Raw genomic sequence first — 18,533 nt, forward strand, 5'->3', positions numbered from 1 at the left:
TCACTGAATTTGATTGAATACAGCGTACTTATTTTTGTTTGTTGACCATCTCATCGATGATCACGGCACAAACGGCGTCACCTGTGATGTTGAGCGCGGTACGAATCATGTCAAAGATACGATCTAGCGCGAACAATAGTGGTAAGCCTTCAATTGGAATACCAGCCGCAAGCAGAACCGCAACCACAAGGAAAGATGGCCCCGGAACACCAGCTTGACCGACTGCGCCAAGGGTTGACGTGAGGATGATAGCGCCATAGGCCATCATATCGAGTTCGGTGCCAAATAGCTGGGCAAAGAAAATGGCGACCAAACCGTAATAAATCGCGTTACCACACATATTGATGGTGGCGCCCAATGGCAGCACAAAAGAGGAGGTCGCATTGCTCACGCCCAGCTCTTTTTCCACCACTTCCATATTCACAGGCAAGGTAGCCATAGAAGATGCGGTTGAGAAGGCCACAGCTTGCGGCTTTTTCATTGCAGAGATGAACTTCATCACCGGCACTTTACTAAAGAGTTTGATCAACAGCGGGTTAAAGCCAAAGGCAAAGATCAGAATCGTGGCAACGTAAACGGCAAAGAGCTTCATCACCATTTCAAGTGCATCAAAGCCATAGGTACCAATGGCGACTGCCATCAAACCAAAGACGCCCAGCGGTGCAATCTTCATCACTTGGTTGATCATCCACACCATGGCATCGACGATGACATTAATACCATTAAGCAGAGGTTCACTACGTGCTGAATCAACGCGAGACAGGGCAATACCAAAGAACATGCAGAACACCAAGATTTGCAAAATATTGCCTTGGTTCAGTGCAGAGAAGAAATTGGTTGGGATCATGCCAATCACAGTGGCCCAAAAACCAGCGACTTCACCTTTATCCGCATATTCGCTTGAAAAATGGCTCTGCATGGCCGCCATATCTACGCCACTGCCAGGTTGGAAGATATGACCCATGACGAGCGCCAGCGCAACCGCAGCCGCTGAAGTTAAACCAAAGAAAGCTAGCGTAGAGAGACCGACTTTTCCGGCGGAATGGCTTTTGCCAAGGCCCGCTGAGCCAGAGATAATGGCAACGGCAATCAGTGGAATAACCAACATTTTGATGAGGTTGATAAAGATATCACCTAAGGGTTGGAATACCGTGGCATCGTGGCCCATCATCTGGCCGACAATTGCGCCAAGCACCATGGCGATGACGACTTGAACGCCAATATTTTTTAGTAGGCCAAAATGGCATTTTGATGTTGTGTTTGACACGTCATTCCCCTCTGTCGTGTTCATTTGTTCGGCTCCAGCATTAAAATGCTGAATGAATCCTTGTTTGCGGATGCTTTTTACCGCGACATTGCTGGATTCGCAAGATGATTTTGGCGTTTTATTTGGTGTAAATGCGGTTTTGCCTAGTTAAAACTTTGCTTAAGTGTCTATTTGTGGTGGTTTTTTATATTTAAATCGGCACATTGATAAAAAATTCACAATTTGTGGATTTCATCAAACCGCATCAAAAAATGTGAGTGATTTGGTGAATCTTGACTCTCTTTTGAGACGGAATAAAAAAGCCAAGAGTGATCCCTTAGGATCATGGCTCTTGGCTTGATGCTTAATATAGTACGTTTAGTATTTTTAGTGCTTGGTTTACGGCGTTAACGTACCGCCGCTGGCTTGCTATCAATTAATCAGTAAAAAAATAGCCCTGTATTAGCGCTGCGTTGCAGCTTTCATCTCACACACAAATTGGCTGAGCTCGCGCAAAAGTGCGTTTTGGTCATCCACATTGTTTTCGATAATTTTCACGGTTGCAGAGCCTGAAATTGCGCCTGCAGCGCCCGCATGAATCGCTTCTTTGACCTGCGCTGGCTCTGCGATACCAAAGCCAAGCAGTGGTGGCGGCGCATCAAACTGTCTGAGGTTTTCAAGTAGCGCTGCAACGGGGGTTCCCGCTTTGGTTTCAGCGCCAGTGACCCCTGCGCGTGATAATAGATAGGTATAACCGCCGCCAAGTGCTGCCACTTGGCTTAGTGTTTCTTTATTACCATTGGGCGGCGCGATAAAAATAGGATGAATGCCGTGGGCTTTGGCGCTGGCGACAAAAGGTGCAGACTCGCCTGTGGGTACATCGGCAATCAGCACTGAATCAACGCCGGCCTTTTGGCAGCGCAGATAAAAGTTATCGATACCCGCAGCAAATACCAAGTTGGCATACATCAGCAAGCCAATGGGCAGATCAGGATGGCGCTCACGCAGGGTGGTGAGGATCGCAAAACAATCTTGGGTGGTGGTCCCTGCCGCATGAGCGCGCAGCGTTGCCGCTTGAATGGTGGGGCCATCGGCAAGCGGATCGGAAAACGGGATTCCCAGCTCAAGGGCATCAGCGCCTGAGGCGATCAGGGTCTCGATAATTTCTAAAGAGCGCGCTGGCGTTGGGTCGCCTAGGGTGACAAAGGGCACAAAGGCACCTTGATTAAGGGCATCTAAGCGCTCAAACATCAATTGATAACGATCCATCATAGCGCTCCTTGCTCTTTTAAAATGTCGTACACAGTAAAGATATCCTTGTCGCCGCGACCAGAGAGATTGACCACCAGCAGCTGCTCTTTGTTTGGGTTTTCCTTGGCATTGCGCAGCGCATAGGCCAGCGCATGAGAGGACTCAAGGGCAGGAATGATCCCTTCATGGCGCGCTAGTGCTTGGAATGCTTCTAGCGCCTCATCATCACTGGCATGTTCATATTGCGCGCGACCTGTGGCGAGAAGATGGGCATGCTGCGGCCCAACCGATGGAAAATCGAGGCCCGCAGAGATGGAGTAAGACTCCTCGATTTGTCCTTCGCTGCTTTGCATCAAGGGGGATTTCATACCAAAGAAGATACCCGTTTTGCCATGTTTGAGCGGCGCACCGTGCTGGTCGGTATCAATGCCTTTACCTGCGGGCTCCACACCAATCAATGCCACATCGGTTTCTTCAATGAAATCGGCAAACAGACCAATGGCATTGGAGCCGCCGCCAACGCAAGCGATCACTGCGTCGGGTAAGCGTCCTTCTTTTTCTAAAATCTGCGCTTTGGCTTCTTCGCCAATCATGCGCTGAAACTCACGCACTATGGTAGGGAAGGGGTGTGGGCCGGCTGCCGTACCCAGCAGATAATGCGCGGTATCATAGTTAGCAGACCAATCGCGCATCGCCTCGTTACAGGCATCTTTAAGGGTGGATGAACCAGAATGTACAGGAATGACGGTCGCGCCCATCAGCTGCATACGAAAGACATTGGGGCTTTGACGTTTGACGTCGACAGCGCCCATATAAACGCGGCATTTCAGGCCCAGTAGCGCACAAGCAAGGGCTGTGGCAACACCGTGTTGGCCTGCGCCAGTTTCTGCGATGATCTCTGTTTTTCCCATACGCTTGGCAAGCAGGGCTTGGCCTAACACTTGGTTAGTTTTATGCGCGCCGCCGTGCAGTAGATCTTCTCGCTTAAGATAAATGGTGGTTTTGGTGCCTTCCGTGATATTGCGACAACGGGTCAGTGCGGTTGGGCGACCGGCATACTCTTTGAGTAGGTCGGTAAACTCTTTTTGAAAGGCAGGGTCTTGCTGCGCATCAATAAAAGCTTGCTCGAGCTGATCGAGGGCTGGGACCAAAATTTGTGGCACAAACTGACCGCCATACTCTCCAAAATAAGCATTTAACTTGCTCATGATTACTCCTTGATTGGTCCTGCATAGTTGCGAATCGCGGCGAAAATAGCCTGCAACTTAGCGTCATCTTTTAATCCCGGCGCGCTTTCAGCGCCAGAATTGATATCTAATCCAAAACAGCCAATTTGACTGGCGGCTTGGGCATTGTTGGGGGCAATACCACCAGCGAGCAAATTGCTGGCCAGTGTATTGGGCTGCTGGTGAAGGAGTTGCCAATCAAAGGCTTGTCCCGTACCGCCTTGGGTTTGGCCTTGCTTGCGATCAAACAGGTAGCGATCGGCGCCAGCGACAGGGGCGTCCAGTGTTTCGTCGGCGTTTTGTACGCGCCATAACTCACAACCCGTTGGTAATTTTGCCTTGATGCGCGCCATGGTTTGGCTGTCTTCTTGGCCATGTAGCTGTACGGCAGCAAGGTTCAATGCTTGTGCGGTTTCCACCACAATGGCTTCGCTTTGATTTTGAAAAACGCCGACATAGGCCAGCGGCGCGCCGCTTTGCACTACTTTGGCTTGTTCGAGGGTGACTTTGCGCGGTGAGCGCTCGGCAAAAATAAGGCCGCCATAAATCGCGCCCGCATCAAAAGCGGCTTTGGCATCTTGCGTGCGGGTGAGGCCACATACTTTGTTGTGCCCTAAAATCAGCCCTTTCACCGCGCGTTCAATATCATGTTGTGCCATCAGCGAGCTACCGACCAAAAAGCCATGGGCGTATTGGGCCAGATCGCGCACTTGCTGGTGGGTATAAATGCCAGACTCGCTAATGATGACGGTGCCTTTCGGGATTTGTGGTGCCAGTGTTTTGGTGCGATTGAGATCAATGGAGAGATCGCGCAAATTACGATTGTTAATGCCAATCACCTTGGCTTTGAGTGCAATGGCGCGCTCAAGCTCCTGCGGCGTACTGACCTCAGTCAAAATACCTAAATTGAGCGCCTGCGCCACTTCGGCAAGCTTTTGATATTGGCTATCTTGCAATACCGAGAGCATCAGCAAAATGGCATCAGCGCCATAATGGCGAGCGAGATAGACCTGATAGGGGTCAATCATAAAATCTTTGCACAAGACGGGCACAGAGACTTGCCCGCGAACCTGTGGCAAAAAACGCATATCGCCTTGGAAATAGGGCTCATCGGTGAGCACTGAAATGGCGCTGGCGTAACGGCCATAGATTTTGGCAATGCTGGCAGGGTCAAAATCATCGCGGATCAGCCCCTTGGAAGGCGATGCCTTTTTACATTCCAAAATAAAGGCGCAGCGATCGCTTTGCAGCGCTGCAGTAAAGTCACGATCGCTTGGCGTTAGTTGTCCAATAAAGCTATCCAATGGCTCGCTTTGCTGGCGCGCTTGTACCCATTCAATCTTGGCATCGACAATTTTACCGAGCACCGTTTGATGGATTTCAGGGCTCAGTCCTGCGCCAACTTGGGTCGTTTCAATATTGTGCTGGCTCATGCGTGACCTCGCTGCGCAAGGGCTTGCATCACGGCATAACCTGCACCGTCAGCCATGGCTTTAAGCGCTTTTTGCGTATTGGCTTTGAGATCGGGCTGGCCAAATAGGGTGAGGAGTAGCGCCACGTTGGCTGCCACCGCAGCTTGATGCGCAGGTTGGCCCTGACCTTGCAAAATCGCTTGGGTATGGGCGCGGTTCTCTTCTGGACTGCCACCTTCTAGATCCTTGAGGCGATAGGTCTCAAGACCAAAATCCTGTGGGGTCAGGGTAAAGCTGCGCACGTGCCCGTTTTTTACTTCAGCCACATGGGTTGAGCCATGTACTGCTACCTCATCAAGACCGCTACCATGCACCACCAGCGCATGTTCAAAACCCATGGCCGCCATGGTTTTGGCAATGGGCTCCACCAGCGCTTCGTCATAGACCCCCATCAGCTCTAAATTTGGACGCGCTGGGTTAATTAAAGGGCCAAGTAGGTTGAAAATTGTGCGGGTGGCCAGCGCTTGGCGCACAGGCATCGCATGTTTGACACCGCCGTGATAGTGCGGCGCAAACAAAAAACAAAGGCCGAGATCATCAAGCGCTTGGCGCGCCGTATCGGGCGACATGGTGAGATCGATGCCAAAGGCATCCAGCAGATCAGAGGATCCCGATTTGCTGGAAACGCCGCGGTTACCGTGCTTGGCGACCTTAGCGCCGCAAGCTGCGGCAATAAATGCAGCAGTGGTGGAGATATTGATGGTGTTGGCACCATCACCACCAGTGCCGACGATATCGGCAAAATCATAGCTAGGACGCGGAAAATCTTTGGCGTTTTCCACCAAAGCACTGGCAGCACCTGCGATCTCTTCAGGGGTTTCCCCTTTGATTTTCAGTGCCGTCAGCGCGCTGGCAAGCTGAATCGGATCCATTTCACCGCGAATAATATGATCAAATAGGGTTTGGCTTTGTGCCTGAGTCAGTGATTCGCCGTTATACAGGGCGGTAAAAATCGCATCCATGCTCAACACTCCTTGTTGCTGGTGGCTAAATTGCTGGCTGACAAATTGTGGGGGGGACAAGGCTGAGGCGGCTGTGCCTGTGCCCATGCCAATGCAGCCGTGAGTAGCGCGGCACCATTGGTCGTTAAAATCGACTCGGGGTGAAATTGAAAACCGCACACACGTTCATCATCCTGACGAACCGCCATGACCATATCATGGTTGGCTAGGGTTGCGGAAATAGTGAGCGATTGCGGCACTTGGCTGGCAACCAAAGAGTGATAACGTGCGATGGGCATTGGGCTCGTGAGTCCAGCAAACATTGCTTGCCCGTCATGGGCCATCATCGCTGATTTGCCGTGCACAATATCACCAGCACCAGAGACGGTGCCGCCATAGGCTTGCACCAAGGCTTGATGGCCAAGACAGATGCCAATCATAGGCACGCGGCCACGCAGCGCTTCAATCAGGGGCAGTAAAATCCCCGCTTGCTGCGGATTGCCCGGGCCGGGGGAGAGCATCACCACCGGATTGGTTACCTTTGAAATAGCGCTGAGTACTAAATCTAAGGGCAGATCGTTGCGATAAATGGTGACGTCAAAGCCTAGGTTGCGGCACTGATCCACCAAGTTATAGGTAAAGGAGTCAAAGTTATCGAGCAGAATAATGGTCGGTTTCATCAGGGATCTCCTTAAGCGTGCGCCGCAGTAATCGCGCTTAGCACCGCTTGCGCCTTGGCTCGGGTTTCATCGGCTTCGGCTTGTGGCTGTGAGTCATAGACCACACCAGCGCCGGCTTGAACGTAAGCGATCTCATTTTCAACATAGGCTGAGCGGATCACGATACAGGTATCCATATCACCGGCGCCGGTGAGATAGCCCACTGCGCCGCCGTAGCTGCCGCGCTGCTTTTGCTCGACTTCACGAATCAGCTGCATGGCGCGAATTTTTGGCGCGCCAGAGAGCGTGCCCATATTCATACAGGCTTGATAGGCATGCAGCGCATCGAGTTTGGGTTGCAGTTGACCGACCACGCGTGACACCAAGTGCATCACATGGCTGTAGCGATCAACTTTTAGTAAATCGGCAACATGACGAGAGCCTGCGCTACTAATACGCGCAACATCATTACGCGCGAGATCCACCAGCATCATGTGCTCTGCCAGCTCCTTTTTATCGCTGCGAAGTTCAAGCTCAATGCGGCCATCGAGATCAAAATTGATACTGCCATCGCTATTTTTGCCGCGTGGGCGGGTGCCCGCGATGGGGTAGATCTCTACTTGATTGCTTTGCTGGCTATATTTCAATGCGCTTTCTGGTGATGCGCCAAACAGGGTGAAGTCGCGATCTTGCAGATAAAACATATAGGGGCTTGGATTGCGCTGCTTGAGCGCATGATAGGCTTGCAGCGGTGATGGGCAGGGCAGCGAAAAGGTGCGTGAAGGCACCACTTGGAAAATATCGCCCGCGACCACATGGCTTTTGAGTTTTTCGACGGTATCGCAAAACGCGGCATCGCTAATATCGGTTTGCACTGACGGCATTGCCACTTGCTGGGCTTTCGGAAGCGCAGTGACAAGTTGTGCTTGCTCGCTGAGTTGCTGAATACGACGACTGAGTTCAAAGTAGTTTTCGGTTACTTGCTCGCCACCAAAAATGGTGCCTTGCAGGTGCATCTTTTGGCTTTGATGGTCCAGTACCAGCAGCGTTTCGGCGACAAAAAATAGGTAATCTGGACACTGATTTCGACGCGCTACTTCAGGTAGCGGTTCAAAACTGGCCACTAAGTCGTAGCCAAAGATACCGCCGACAAACAGCGCTTCATCGCGATGACCACGCAGTTCAAGCTCAGTGCGTAGCAAACGCAGCACGCTGAGCACGCTTGGTTGGTGAAGACGAGCATCTTCATCAAGTGCACGGCTGACAGGGGCCAAGGTCAAAATTAAACAGCAATAGCCGTTTTCCATCTGAGTTTCTTGCTTGGCAATGGCGTCGCCAAGGACCGGTAATGCGCGCTCAATCAGGCGAATTAAGTTCTGCCCATTGTTGCTCAGAGCGCTTAGGGTGATGGTTGACGCAAGGCAGTGAATGCGCAGCGCTGCATCCACTAGCATGAGGCTTTTTTGTGCCTGCTTGGTCGCAATTTCCGCAGATTCCAGTAATAGGCTGTGCGCGCGATCGCCACACAGGGTGTGATAGAGCGCCGTCGGATCGTCACGGTAGGTCAAGCTCAGGTGCAAGGTATCGAGCTCGCCTAATGCAAGATTCATGGTTTTCATAAGGTTTTACCTGCAGCTTGAACAAAGGGAGCGATGCTTTGCATCAAATGGGCAAAGTCAGCTTCATCGAGCGCTTGATGACCGTCGGAAAGGGCTTGGCATGGATTGAGGTGCGCTTCAACGATGATGCCATCCGCGCCGACAGCAACGGCCGCTTTAGACAGTGGTGTAATCAGCTCACGCACACCGGTGCCATGACTTGGATCGACAATCACAGGCAGATGGCTGCGCTGTTTGAGATAGGCGACTGCATTGAGATCCAAGGTATTGCGCGTGGCGGTTTCATAGGTGCGAATGCCGCGCTCACAAAGCATGATGTTGTGATTTCCCGCATCGTAGATATATTCCGCGGCAAGCAGCAGTTCTTCGATGGTGGCCGAGAGACCGCGCTTGAGCAAAATAGGTTTTTGCGTTTCACCGACGGCTTTTAAAAGGCCGTAGTTTTGCATATTGCGCGCACCAATCTGCAGGCAGTCGACATACTGGCAGAGACTATCGACTTGGCTCACCTCCATCACTTCAGAAACAGTGGGCAGACCAAGCGCTGTATTGGCTTGTTTGAGAAGTTTCAAACCTTCTTCACCCATGCCTTGAAAATCATAGGGGCTGGTGCGCGGTTTATAAGCGCCGCCGCGAAGGGCGACTGCGCCATAGCGCTGCACCATTTTGGCGGCGCCCATCAATTGTTCTTGAGATTCCACCGAGCAAGGACCTGCAATCACCGTAAAGCGATCGCCACCAATGGCCAAATTGCCAAGGCGAACCACGCTGTCGTGCGCTTGCACTTCACGGCTCACCAGCTTGTATTTAGTTAGAATCGGTTTTACTTCTTGCACGCAAGGATTAGCTTCAAGGTGCAGTTTTTGTAAGACGCGTTCATCACCCAGTGCACCGAGGACAATACGCTCAACGCCAGGCATAAAAAGGGGTTTGAGACCCGCCTGTTCAATTTGTGCCAAAATCGCATCAGCGTCTGCTTTGGTGGCTTTGGCGGTCAGTACAATAATCATGTCCTATTTCCTTTTTCTCTAAGCTTGATTCGAGCGGACATAAAAACGCCCGCTTTCCCTGCGGGCGTGATAACGACAAATCGTCCTTACACAGCCCTTTTGAGGCTGCGCCACCAGTAATTGTGCAATAGTTTTTGTGTGTTTTGCGTTATCATCATGGGTTCCTAGTGAATGCTAGTTGCGTACTAGTACACTAGTATATGAATGCAAAGTCAAGCCTAAAATTGGTTGTTTTTTGATAGGCAAACCAAAATTAAAATCAAGAATGAAAAAAACATGCTAATGATTTTTGACCTTCACAGTCATACCACGGCCTCCGATGGCAAATTAACACCACAAGCACTGGTGGCTCGCGCCGCTGAAAAGAGAATCTCGGTTTTGGCGATCACCGATCACGATTGTGTCGATGCCATCGTGCCAGCGCAGCAGGCGATTCAGCAGCAAGGACTTGCCATGCATTTGGTTGCGGGTGTTGAGCTTTCAACGGTGTGGCAAAACAAAGATATTCATATCGTTGGTCTGAATCTGGATATTGAACATTCAGCGCTAAAAGAATTTTTAGCAGCCCAGCGAGAGCGACGTTTAGCAAGGGCACAGCTCATTGGTCAGCGTTTGGAAAAAGCAGGATTAGTGGGTGCATTAGCAGGCGCTCAGGCGATGGCGGGGCATGAACTGGTCACCCGCGCGCACTTTGCGGCTTGGATAGTGGCGCAAGGTAAGGCTAAAACCATGCAGGCCGTATTTCAAAAATATCTTTCTCGCGGCAATCCAGGTTATGTGCCACCCAACTGGACTGGAATGGCCGAAGCCATTGCTGTGATTCAAAAATCTGGTGGGGTTGCTGTACTTGCTCACCCTGGGCGCTATAAACTGAGTAACAAATGGTTACGGATGTTACTGGCTGATTTTAGTCAGATGGGCGGTCAAGGGATGGAAGTGGCGCAGCCACAGCAACGTCCTGATGAGCGTCGTTTTTTGGCGGATTTAGCCAATCAACATGGCTTGCTGGCTTCTCAAGGCTCTGACTTTCACTATCCATCCCCTTGGTTAGAGCTGGGGCGTAACCTCTGGTTACCCGATGAAGTAACCCCTATTTGGCATGATTGGACGCTGGCAACGCCCATTGATGCGTGTTTCGCCAAGAGCGAATAAGGACCAAATCATGAGTCAATTTTTTTATGTACACCCAGAGAACCCGCAGAGCCGTTTGATTAATCAGGCGGTAGCGATCATTCGCAATGGCGGGGTTGTGATCTACCCAACGGACTCAGGCTATGCGCTGGGTTGTCAAATGGGTAATAAAGCGGCCTTGGAGCGCATTTGTGCGATTCGTCGATTGGATGAAAAACATAATTTTACGCTGCTGTGCCGTGATCTATCTGAGCTGTCGCTTTATGCTCGCGTCGATAACGTCGCCTTTCGTTTGATTCGAAATAACACGCCGGGTTGCTACACCTTTATTCTTAAAGCGACCAAAGAAGTGCCGCGTCGTTTGATGAATCCAAAGCGTAAAACCATTGGCATTCGCGTGCCTAATAACGTGATTGCACTTGCTTTGCTTGAGGCATTGGGTGAACCCATGATGTCCACAAGCTTGATTTTGCCAGGCAATGATTACACCGAGTCTGATCCGGAAAGTATTCGCGATCAGCTTGAGTATGCAGTGGATTTGATTATTAACGGCGGTTATCTCGGCGAACAGCCCACCACAGTGATCGATTTTAGCGAAGATAGCGCAGAAATTATTCGTTACGGCAGCGGTGATACCTCACCTTTTGAATAAGTGATGTATCACTAGGATTGCGATGTATGCGGGTGTATAATCGCGCGCAATTTCGCCAACTCATAAAAATGAGATGTTCGGCATGCTGCCACGGCGTTGACAACGACGTCTGTGAAGACGACAAAGGTAAAAAATGAACGAAAAACTGCAAAAAGTATTGGCGCGCTCTGGTCACGGCTCTCGTCGTGAAATCGAGCAGATGATTATTCAAGGCCGCATTAGTGTGGATGGCGAAGTCGCTACCTTGGGTGATCGTTTGACCAATCCTGAAGCTTGTGTGCGTATCGATGGCAATAAAGCGGCGATCCATCAACCACAAGACACCATGTGCCGCGTATTGGCATACCATAAACCTGAAGGTGAGCTTTGTACCCGTAACGATCCTGAAGGTCGTCGTACTGTGTTTGACCGCTTGCCACGCATTCAAGAAGGTCGTTGGGTTGCAGTGGGTCGTTTGGATGCCAACACTTCTGGTTTGTTGCTTTTCACCACTGACGGTGAGCTTGCTAACCGTTTGATGCACCCAAGCCGCCAAGTTCAGCGTGAATATATGGTGCGTGTTTTCGGTGAAGTGACTGAAGATATGGTGCGCAATCTGACTCGTGGTGTTGAGCTTGAAGACGGCAAAGCGCGTTTTGAAGATGTGCAGTACAGCGGCGGCGAAGGGATGAACCACACTTTCTACGTGGTGATCACCGAAGGTCGTAACCGTGAGGTGCGCCGTTTGTGGGAATCGCAAGGTGTGACCGTAAGCCGACTCAAGCGTGTTCGTTACGGTGATATCATTCTTGGTGCTGATTTGCCGCGCGGTGGCTGGAAAGAGCTTGAGCTAGACCAAGTGAACTACTTGCGTGAAATGGTTGAGCTTCGCCGTGAAACTGAATCGATTTTCCATGTTCGCAAAGATCAGCGTAAAGAAAAATCTGTTCAGAAAATTCGTCGCGCCGTACGTCGCCACGAAGATCGTGTGACAGGCAAAAAAGAGGAAGGTGGTAAGCCACGCTCATCTCGCCGCAATAGTCACATTCAAGATAAAAGTAAGAGCAAACCAACCCAGCGTCGCCGCAATACCGGTGGTAAGCAGCGTTAATACTGGCATTTGCATGATAAAAAGCCCCTAAAGGGGCTTTTTTTATGGGCGCAATCTATGGCGGCATCTATGGGTGAACTAAGTATTGCTGAAATGATTTTTTAGCCCTTTTAATCCATGGCCGCCGGGTGGTCAGCATCATTTTTTCGGCTGCGCATCAATACATTGACCGTGAAGATGTCGACCTTCTGGTGCCATTAGATAAAGATAGAGCGGCATCAAATCTGCCGGTGTTTTTAGCACTTGAGGATCTTCAGCTGGAAAGGCGCTGGCGCGCATTTTGGTACGAGTACCACCAGGGTTGATGGCATTGACCCGCACAGTGCTATGGCTCATCTCATCAGCCAGCACTTGCATCATTCCTTCAACTGCAAATTTACTGATCGCATAGGCGCCCCAATAAGCGCGGCCTTGATGACCCACAGTGGATGAGGTAAACACAATGCGTCCATCTGGGGATTGTTCAATCAAGGGGAGTAGCGCTTGGGTGAGCATCAATTCGGCGCGCACGTTGACCTGCCATAGGTCGTCCATCACTGAGATAGAAAGCTGTTGTAGCGGCCCCAGCGTGCCCAATAAACCGGCGTTGTGAAGGAGCCCATCTAAGCGGCCAAATTGATTTTCAATGGTCTGCGCCAAATCGCGATAGTGCTGGCTGGATGCGCCCGCTAAATCAAGCGGTACAATGGCAGGCTCAGGGCCGCCCGCAGCGATGATGGCATCATAGGTTTGTTCTAATTTAGCCACGGTGCGCCCCAGTAAGATCACGGTCGCACCATGGGCGGCATAACTAAGGGCGGCTTGACGACCAATACCTTCACCTGCGCCTGTCACTAAGATCACACGCGCCTTGAGCGCCTGTTCTGAGACTCTATATTGATTCATGGCATCGCACTCTTTTACAAAAGGGGGATTGTATTGTGGTGGCTCAAGCGATGGCAACAGAGTTACAATAACCCTTTGACCCAAATAACAAGATGAGGGCTTGGCCTTGGAATTTCTATTTGAATATGGATTGTTTTTCGCCAAAGTGCTGACCGCGCTGGTGGCGATTGTGGTTTTGTTGGTGGCGGTTAAATCAATCAACCATAAATCAGCAGCCAAAGGCGATTTAGAGCTAACGGATCTGACCGAAAATTATCGCGATACAGTGCACCTGCTAGAGCAGCAGTTGCTGAATAAAGATGTGCTGAAAGCGCGGGAAAAAGCAGAGAAAAAAGCAGAAAAAGCCAAACTAAAAGAGGCCAAGGCAGCCGCAAAATTAGCGAAAAAAGAGGCCAAAGAAGCGCAACAAAATGATGCACACCAAGCGCCAGAAACCTTAGAGCAAGCCGTGGAGGAACAAGCACCTGCAAGTCGCGAGTCTCAGCTTTTTGTTCTTGATTTTAATGGCAGTATTGATGCCAAAGAGGTGACCTCACTACGTGAAGAGGTGAGCGCGATTTTGGCCATTGCCAACGCTGATGATGAAGTGCTCGTGCGCCTTGAAAGTGGCGGCGGTATGGTGCATGGCTATGGTTTGGCAGCTTCTCAGCTGGCACGTATTAAAGCGGCCGGTATTCCATTGACTGTGGTGGTGGATAAAGTTGCGGCCAGTGGCGGTTATATGATGGCTTGTGTCGCCGATAAAGTGCTAGCTGCGCCTTTTGCCATTGTTGGCTCCATTGGTGTTGTGGCGCAATTGCCAAACTTTCATAAGCTATTGAAGAAAAATGATATTGAATTTGAACAGCTCACCGCGGGCGAGTTTAAGCGCACCCTCACCATGTTCGGTGAAAACACCGATAAAGCGCGTGAGAAGTTCCAGCAAGAGCTCGAAGAGACCCATGTTCTCTTTAAGCAGTTTATTGAGCTGCATCGTCCATCTTTGGATGTGGCCAGCGTCGCAACCGGTGAGCATTGGTTTGGTCAGCAAGCCTTGTCTTTGGGCTTGATTGATGCGATTACCACTTCAGATGACTACATCATCAATGCATGTAAGGCAGACAAAGCGGTGCTTGCTATTCGTTATGTGCAGCGTAAAAAACTGTCTCAGCGTTTTGCCGGCGCCACAGGCGAGGCGGCGGATAATCTATTACTGAAATGGATTGGCCGTGGTCAGCGCCCGATAATGTAAGCGTGATCTGTCAGTGTTATAGGCGTAACAAAAAAGCCCCAGTTGGGGCTTTTTTATGATTGATGATAACTAGCGCTGCTGGCGTTTTAATCAATCAGAATAAATTTATCAGAAAGCTGATGGGCCAAATATTTGTACAGATTGAACACTGTGGTGGTCTTTTCTGTGGGTAGGCCTTGCTCAGATAGGAAGTATTCTTCCCCTTTAAAAATCAATACGCCTGCTTGCTCACGAACCTCGGTCGCGCGCACACCATCAATATAGGCATCGTGATCTTGCAGCATTTGATTGGCAATCATTAGCAGATCAAGTTGGCTAATTTCACTTTTTTCTTGTTTGTCGCTCATGGTACCTCCAAAGTGATGGTGGACAGTGTACTGTCCTTGCGAAGAATCACAAGGTCAATCACAAGGCTTGCAGCGCTCCCTTAATTTGACATATTGTAAAAAGAGCAGTGCAATCGGGGCTGATTTTGTGATTTCGGCTAGAAAAATGCACTTGATCAAAGACGACAATACGTAGCTAATGGTAATAATCTGCCGCGTTTTTTGGTCACATCAATAAGCCGCAAATTTTGCATGGTAACAGGCTTATTGCTATACATCAGATAGAATACAAGCAAGGTTCGCCTTGCTTGTTTGTTTATGCTCAATGAATGAGCACCTCGTTGAAACAGAACAAGTAGAGTCTCGAATGGGTAAATCTCTGGTTATTGTGGAGTCGCCAGCTAAGGCGAAAACCATTAATAAATACTTGGGTAAGGATTTCGTGGTGAAATCCAGTGTTGGTCATGTCCGCGATCTGCCCAAAGGTGCAACCAGTGGTGGTAAAAAAGCTGCACCTATCTCAACCAAGGGGTTGAGTGTTGAAGAGAAAGCCCGCGTTAAAAAAGAAAAAGAGCGCAAATCTTTGATCAAAAAGATGGGGATCGATCCATACCATGGTTGGCAAGCCAACTATGAGGTGATTCCAGATAAGATCAAGGTGGTTTCTGAATTACAAAAGCTTGCTGAAAAAGCAGATTACGTTTACCTCGCAACGGATTTGGACCGCGAGGGAGAAGCGATTGCATGGCATTTACGCGAGCTCATTGGCGGCGATGATGATCGCTATAAGCGCGTGGTGTTTAACGAAATTACCAAAAACGCGATTCAGCAAGCCTTTGAAAATCCGGGTGAGCTTAATCAAGACCGCGTCGATGCGCAGCAAGCGCGCCGTTTTCTTGACCGCGTGGTGGGCTTTATGGTGTCGCCATTGCTATGGAAAAAATTAGCGCGCGGTTTGTCTGCAGGTCGCGTTCAGTCGGTTGCGGTAAAGCTGCTGGTTGAACGTGAGCGCGAAATTAAAGCCTTTAATCCAGAAGAGTTTTGGGATCTGCACGCAGATACCTTGGCTAGCAGTGAAGCCCTTCGCCTGCAAGTGACCAAGCAAGCGGGTCAAGAATATCGACCACGCAACAAAGCTGAGTCCGACGCGGCGGTTGCCGCCATTGCGAAAGCTGCGATTGAAGTGATTGAGCGTGAAGCGCGTCCAACCAAGAGCAAAGCTAGCGCACCATTTATTACCTCGACCTTGCAACAAGCGGCGAGTACCCGTTTGGGCTATGGCGTGAAAAAGACCATGATGCTTGCTCAGCGCTTGTATGAGGCAGGTTACATCACCTACATGCGTACTGACTCAACCAACTTGAGCCAAGATGCTGTCAATGCGGTGCGTGATTACATTGGCGAGAACTTTGGCGATAAATACTTGCCAGCCGCGCCTGTGGTCTTTGGTAGCAAAGCCAATGCGCAAGAAGCGCACGAAGCGATTCGTCCTTCTGATGTCAATGTGCTCGATAGCCAAATTGAAGGTGTGGACGCAGATGCGGTTAAACTTTATCAATTAATTTGGCGTCAATTTGTGGCATGTCAAATGACAGCCGCTGAGTATGACTCCACTACCATTACCGCGAAAGCGGGTGAGTTTACCCTGAAAGCCAAAGGTCGCACGCTACGTTTTGATGGTTGGACACGTGTCCAACGTCCACTGGGCAAAAACGAAGATATCATTTTGCCAATGGTTGCTGTGGGTGACACATTGGCACTTGAGCAGCTTGATCCAAAGCAGCACTTTACTAAGCCACCTGCGCGCTTTACTGAAGCGGCGCTTGTCAAAGAGCTTGAAAAGCGTGGTATTGGTCGCCCATCGACCTACGCATCAATCATCTCAACGATTCAAGATCGTGGCTATGTGCGTGTTGAACAGCGCCGTTTCTACGCTGAAAAGATGGGTGAGATCGTCACCGATCGTCTCGATGAGAGCTTTAACGATCTGCTCGATTACAGCTTTACCGCGCGTATGGAGCAGCGTCTTGATGAAGTGGCTGATGGCGAAGCCAATTGGAAAGATGTACTCGATCAGTTCTTTGGTGATTTCTCAAAAGATTTAGAAAAAGCGGAAGGCGAAGAGAGCGATGGTGGCATGAAGCCAAACCATATCGTGATCACCGATATCGCTTGCCCAACCTGCGCGCGTCCAATGGGCATTCGCACGGCATCCACTGGGGTTTTCCTCGGTTGTACGGGTTATGCATTGCCACCGAAAGAGCGCTGCAAAACCACCATCAACTTGATGGATGAGGAAGGGGTGATCAACATTCTTGAAGAAGATGTTGAAACCGCAGCACTTCGCGCGAAAAAACGTTGCCCTATCTGTGATATGGCGATGGATGCTTATTTGATCGACCAGCAGCGCAAACTGCACGTGTGTGGTAACAATCCAAGCTGTGAAGGCTATGTGATTGAGCAAGGTCAATTCCAGCTCAAGGGTTATGATGGCCCCGTGGTGGAGTGTGATAAGTGCGGCGCAGATATGGTGCTGAAAAATGGTCGTTTCGGTAAATACATGGATTGCACCAGCGATACTTGCAAAAACACCCGTAAGATCCTGAAAAATGGTGAAGTTGCACCGCCAAAAGAAGATCCAGTGCATTTCCCTGAATTACCATGCGAAAACTCGGATGCATATTTTGTGCTACGCGATGGGGCTTCTGGCCTGTTTATGGCAGCGCATAATTTCCCGAAATCGCGTGAAACCCGCGCACCATTAGTGTCTGAGTTGGCTCGCTTTGTTGACCGTTTGCCTGAGAAATATCAGTATCTCGCAACCGCGCCAGCCAAGGATCCTGATGGTCGTCCTGCTGTTGTTCGCTTTAGCCGTAAGAGCAAAGAGAACTATGTGCGCACTGAAGATGATGGTAAGCCTTCAGGTTGGACTGCGCTCTATGTCGATGGCCAATGGCAAGTGACAGACAAGCGTAAAAAAGCCAAAGCCTAATTGGTTTTGATTGAAAAACGCCGCATCTGATATGCGGCGTTTTTTTATGGCGCTATGCTCATCGGGTTCGTGGCTGAACTCGCGCTTTTCTTAACAAAGGCTGGATATTTATCCAGTCCTTGATTATTCTTAGCCGCAATTGTGTAACTCCAGAAGAGAAAGAATGTGATTGGTCGACTACGCGGTGAACTACTCGAAAAACAGCCCCCTGAAGTATTAATTGATGTGGGTGGGGTTGGTTATGAAGTCCAGCTTCCCATGAGCTGTTTCTATTCATTGCCTGAGTGTGGTCAGCCTGTGGTGATCTATACCCATTTTGTGGTGCGCGAAGATGCACAGCTGCTTTTTGGCTTTAACCACAAGCAAGAGCGCGCACTTTTTCGTGAGTTGATCAAAGCCAATGGTGTGGGACCGAAATTGGCATTAGCCATTTTATCGGCGATGAATGCCAGCCAATTTGTGCAATGTGTCGAGCGCGAAGATACCTCCGCTTTGGTAAAAATTCCAGGTGTCGGCAAAAAAACGGCAGAGCGTTTGGTGGTTGAGCTAAAAGACCGTCTAAAAGGTTGGGGCGGCGTTGACCTCTTTACCCCAGCTGCGGATATGGCAGGTTTTGCCGGTCATGATGACCCATTGATGCTTGATAGTGCAGAGCAAGAAGCGATCAGCGCTTTGGTCGCCTTAGGCTATAAGCCAGCACAAGCTGAAAAAGTGGTGAAAGCCGTGGCGAAAGACGATATGCGCAGCGAAGATCTGATTCGCGAAGCATTGCGTTCTATGGTTTAAAGGGAAGGGTTAGATT

At 50.0% G+C, this 18,533-nt stretch carries 16 protein-coding genes; 6 read left to right on the forward strand and 10 right to left on the reverse strand.

Annotation, left to right across the window (positions count from 1 at the left end; all coding sequences use genetic code 11):
* Window positions 1-28 precede the first annotated feature (28 nt).
* The 8 genes from L9P36_RS04045 to aroF form a co-directional block, all read right to left on the reverse strand.
* Window positions 29-1,291 (reverse strand): dicarboxylate/amino acid:cation symporter, encoded by a 1,263-nt coding sequence (locus L9P36_RS04045; protein WP_237465151.1) that lies wholly within the window; start codon window positions 1,289-1,291, stop codon window positions 29-31.
* Window positions 1,292-1,708: 417 nt separating this feature from the next.
* Window positions 1,709-2,515: a tryptophan synthase subunit alpha gene (gene trpA, locus L9P36_RS04050; protein WP_237465153.1), complete on the reverse strand. Its 807-nt coding sequence runs from the start codon at window positions 2,513-2,515 to the stop codon at window positions 1,709-1,711.
* Window positions 2,515-3,705, reverse strand: coding sequence for a tryptophan synthase subunit beta (trpB, locus tag L9P36_RS04055; protein WP_237465154.1), 1,191 nt, complete (start codon window positions 3,703-3,705; stop codon window positions 2,515-2,517). Before trpB ends, trpA begins: the two co-directional genes overlap by 1 nt.
* Before the next feature lie 2 nt (window positions 3,706-3,707).
* Window positions 3,708-5,156 (reverse strand): bifunctional indole-3-glycerol-phosphate synthase TrpC/phosphoribosylanthranilate isomerase TrpF, encoded by a 1,449-nt coding sequence (gene trpCF / locus L9P36_RS04060; RefSeq protein WP_237465155.1) that lies wholly within the window; start codon window positions 5,154-5,156, stop codon window positions 3,708-3,710.
* Window positions 5,153-6,157, reverse strand: a complete 1,005-nt coding sequence (gene trpD, locus L9P36_RS04065; protein WP_237465156.1) for an anthranilate phosphoribosyltransferase — start codon at window positions 6,155-6,157, stop codon at window positions 5,153-5,155. Before trpD ends, trpCF begins: the two co-directional genes overlap by 4 nt.
* A gap of 2 nt (window positions 6,158-6,159) precedes the next feature.
* Window positions 6,160-6,816 carry an aminodeoxychorismate/anthranilate synthase component II gene (locus tag L9P36_RS04070; protein ID WP_237465158.1) on the reverse strand — a complete coding sequence of 219 codons (657 nt, stop codon included), beginning with the start codon at window positions 6,814-6,816 and terminating at the stop codon, window positions 6,160-6,162.
* An 11-nt stretch (window positions 6,817-6,827) separates the two neighbouring features.
* Complete coding sequence (locus L9P36_RS04075) at window positions 6,828-8,414, reverse strand: anthranilate synthase component 1 (protein WP_237465160.1); 1,587 nt, start codon at window positions 8,412-8,414, stop codon at window positions 6,828-6,830.
* Complete coding sequence (gene aroF, locus L9P36_RS04080) at window positions 8,411-9,424, reverse strand: 3-deoxy-7-phosphoheptulonate synthase (RefSeq protein WP_237465162.1); 1,014 nt, start codon at window positions 9,422-9,424, stop codon at window positions 8,411-8,413. The genes L9P36_RS04075 and aroF overlap by 4 nt, the downstream gene beginning before the upstream one ends.
* 282 nt (window positions 9,425-9,706) lie before the next feature.
* Between aroF and rnm the strand changes: the two genes are divergently transcribed.
* The 3 genes from rnm to rluB all read left to right on the forward strand — a co-directional run bounded on the left by rnm (window position 9,707) and on the right by rluB (window position 12,297).
* Entirely contained in the window at window positions 9,707-10,576 is an 870-nt protein-coding gene (gene rnm, locus L9P36_RS04085; protein WP_237467854.1) for an RNase RNM, read from the forward strand.
* Between the two features lie 10 nt (window positions 10,577-10,586).
* Window positions 10,587-11,207 (forward strand): L-threonylcarbamoyladenylate synthase, encoded by a 621-nt coding sequence (locus L9P36_RS04090; protein ID WP_237465163.1) that lies wholly within the window; start codon window positions 10,587-10,589, stop codon window positions 11,205-11,207.
* 133 nt (window positions 11,208-11,340) lie between these two features.
* Entirely contained in the window at window positions 11,341-12,297 is a 957-nt protein-coding gene (gene rluB / locus L9P36_RS04095; RefSeq protein ID WP_237465165.1) for a 23S rRNA pseudouridine(2605) synthase RluB, read from the forward strand.
* Between the two features lie 138 nt (window positions 12,298-12,435).
* Here the strand turns inward: rluB and L9P36_RS04100 are convergent, their stop codons facing one another.
* Window positions 12,436-13,182, reverse strand: coding sequence for a YciK family oxidoreductase (locus L9P36_RS04100; RefSeq protein ID WP_237465167.1), 747 nt, complete (start codon window positions 13,180-13,182; stop codon window positions 12,436-12,438).
* A 100-nt stretch (window positions 13,183-13,282) separates the two neighbouring features.
* On the opposite strand from L9P36_RS04100, the gene sohB reads away from it, so the two are divergent.
* A complete protein-coding gene (gene sohB, locus L9P36_RS04105; RefSeq protein ID WP_435532728.1) occupies window positions 13,283-14,413 on the forward strand; it encodes a protease SohB in 1,131 nt (376 codons plus the stop codon).
* A gap of 86 nt (window positions 14,414-14,499) precedes the next feature.
* Here sohB and L9P36_RS04110 read toward each other — a convergent pair whose 3' ends face one another.
* Complete coding sequence (locus tag L9P36_RS04110; RefSeq protein WP_237465170.1) at window positions 14,500-14,760, reverse strand: DUF2498 family protein; 261 nt, start codon at window positions 14,758-14,760, stop codon at window positions 14,500-14,502.
* Between the two features lie 346 nt (window positions 14,761-15,106).
* On the opposite strand from L9P36_RS04110, the gene topA reads away from it, so the two are divergent.
* Together topA and ruvA are read left to right on the forward strand one after the other, a co-directional pair.
* On the forward strand, window positions 15,107-17,731 hold the full coding sequence (gene topA / locus L9P36_RS04115; protein WP_237465172.1) for a type I DNA topoisomerase: 2,625 nt from the start codon (window positions 15,107-15,109) through the stop codon (window positions 17,729-17,731).
* Between the two features lie 165 nt (window positions 17,732-17,896).
* A complete protein-coding gene (ruvA, locus tag L9P36_RS04120; RefSeq protein WP_237465173.1) occupies window positions 17,897-18,517 on the forward strand; it encodes a Holliday junction branch migration protein RuvA in 621 nt (206 codons plus the stop codon).
* Window positions 18,518-18,533 lie beyond the last annotated feature (16 nt).

Origin of the sequence: Vibrio stylophorae (assembly GCF_921293875.1) — a bacterium.
Classification (GTDB): Bacteria; Pseudomonadota; Gammaproteobacteria; order Enterobacterales; family Vibrionaceae; genus Vibrio_A; species Vibrio_A stylophorae.